Below are 1,551 nucleotides of genomic sequence, written 5' to 3'. Positions count from 1 at the left end.
GGAAAGTGTCGTTGAGGTTGCATCCAGTTAATGATATTGCAACGACTGCTAGGAACAGCACACTTTACCGAAACATCTACCTCTAGTGTTTCCGCATAAAGGACGGCAAAGCAATCGCACTTCTGAATATACGCAAGTTGGATTACTATCAGTCAAACCGGATGCGCCGACATAGAAGTCATAGAGAAATCAGTTGGTTGGACTACCTACTTAAACATAGGAGCAGAAATGAAAGCAGTAGTGATAAATGAATACGGCAATGAGAACGTTTTGAATTACACCGATGTCGAACGTCCAAAAGCGAAAGAAGGCGAGGTTTTGGTGAAAGTTCATGTTGCAGCGGTCAACCCGGCGGACTGGAAAATCCGCGATGGTATGGGCGAAAGCTTTGGACTCAAACTTCCGCTCATTCTTGGCGGCGACATCGCCGGAACCATCGAAGAAGTTGGCGTTGAGGTTAACAATTTCAAGCAGGGCGATGCGGTTTATGGGATGACCGTGTCCGGCGGATTTTCCGGTGGTTATGCCGAATACGCGATTGCTAAAGCGGACGCGATCGCACCCAAACCGGAAAGCATCAATTTTGAAGAGGCGGCGGCGATCCCAATCGGCGCATTGACTGCGTGGCAAGCAATGTTCGATTTAGCGAATCTAAGTAGCGGGCAAAGAATCTTGATCACCGGAGCGTCGGGCGGAGTAGGCTCTATGGCGGTTCAATTGGCTAAAGCAAAAGGCGCGATCGTTATCGGCACGGCATCGGGCAAAAATGAACAGTACGTCCGCGATTTGGGCGCGGATGAATTCGTTGATTACACGCGGCAACCGTTTGAAGAAGTCGTCAAAGACGTAGATGTTGTTTTCGATACGGTCGGCGGCGACACCCAGGAGCGAGCCTTCCAAACTCTAAAAAAGGGTGGCTTTCTGGTAACGTCGGCACAGACTCCGTCTGAAGAAAAAGCACGCAAATCGGGTGTAGAAGCCGCGTTTGTCTTTTGTAAGCCGAGCGCGCAGCAATTAGCCGAAATCAATCGTCTGATTGAAGAAGGCAAATTGAAAATATACATTGAAACGGTGCTACCGCTCATAGAGGTGAAAAAAGCACACCAACTTTCCCAAAGTGGGCGCACGCGCGGCAAGATCGTTTTGCAAGTTGGGACATAGTTTTGAAACAACGGATGTCTGTCTGATACCTGAGCGATGATTCTTTAAAACCACTAAAAAAAATAAACAGCTATGAAAATACTTGAGTATAAAGTTGCTTTGGTTACGGGCGGAACATCAGGAATTGGCAAAGCAACTGCTATAGCATTCGGTGTTGCAGGTGCAAAGGTGGTTTTTTCCGGCAGACGCGAAAAGGAAGGTGAAGACACCGCAAATTTGATTCGTCAATCGGGTGCTGAGTGCTTATTTGTGCGATCAGATGTATCGAGTGAAGCAGAGGTTAAGGCACTGATTCAGAAAACTGTTGAATATTACGGTCGGTTAGATTGTGCGTTCAACAACGCCGGAATTGATCCCCCCACAAAGCCGCTCCATGAGCAATAGATCGGA

General features: G+C 47.8%; 1 protein-coding gene and 1 pseudogene. Both read left to right on the top strand.

Annotated elements, in window-relative coordinates:
* The first annotated feature begins 228 nt into the window (after nucleotides 1–228).
* Complete coding sequence (locus AC2VE5_RS27305) at nucleotides 229–1,161, top strand: NADP-dependent oxidoreductase (RefSeq protein WP_486890667.1); 933 nt, start codon at nucleotides 229–231, stop codon at nucleotides 1,159–1,161.
* Nucleotides 1,162–1,233: 72 nt separating this feature from the next.
* A pseudogene (locus AC2VE5_RS27300) lies at nucleotides 1,234–1,542 on the top strand (SDR family NAD(P)-dependent oxidoreductase); the annotation flags it as partial.
* Nucleotides 1,543–1,551: the final 9 nt, after the last annotated feature.

Source organism: Aliterella sp. E5.1 (assembly GCF_057473825.1).
The sequence above is the reverse complement of the archived record's forward strand: the minus strand, read 5'-3'. Positions and strand labels throughout refer to the sequence as shown.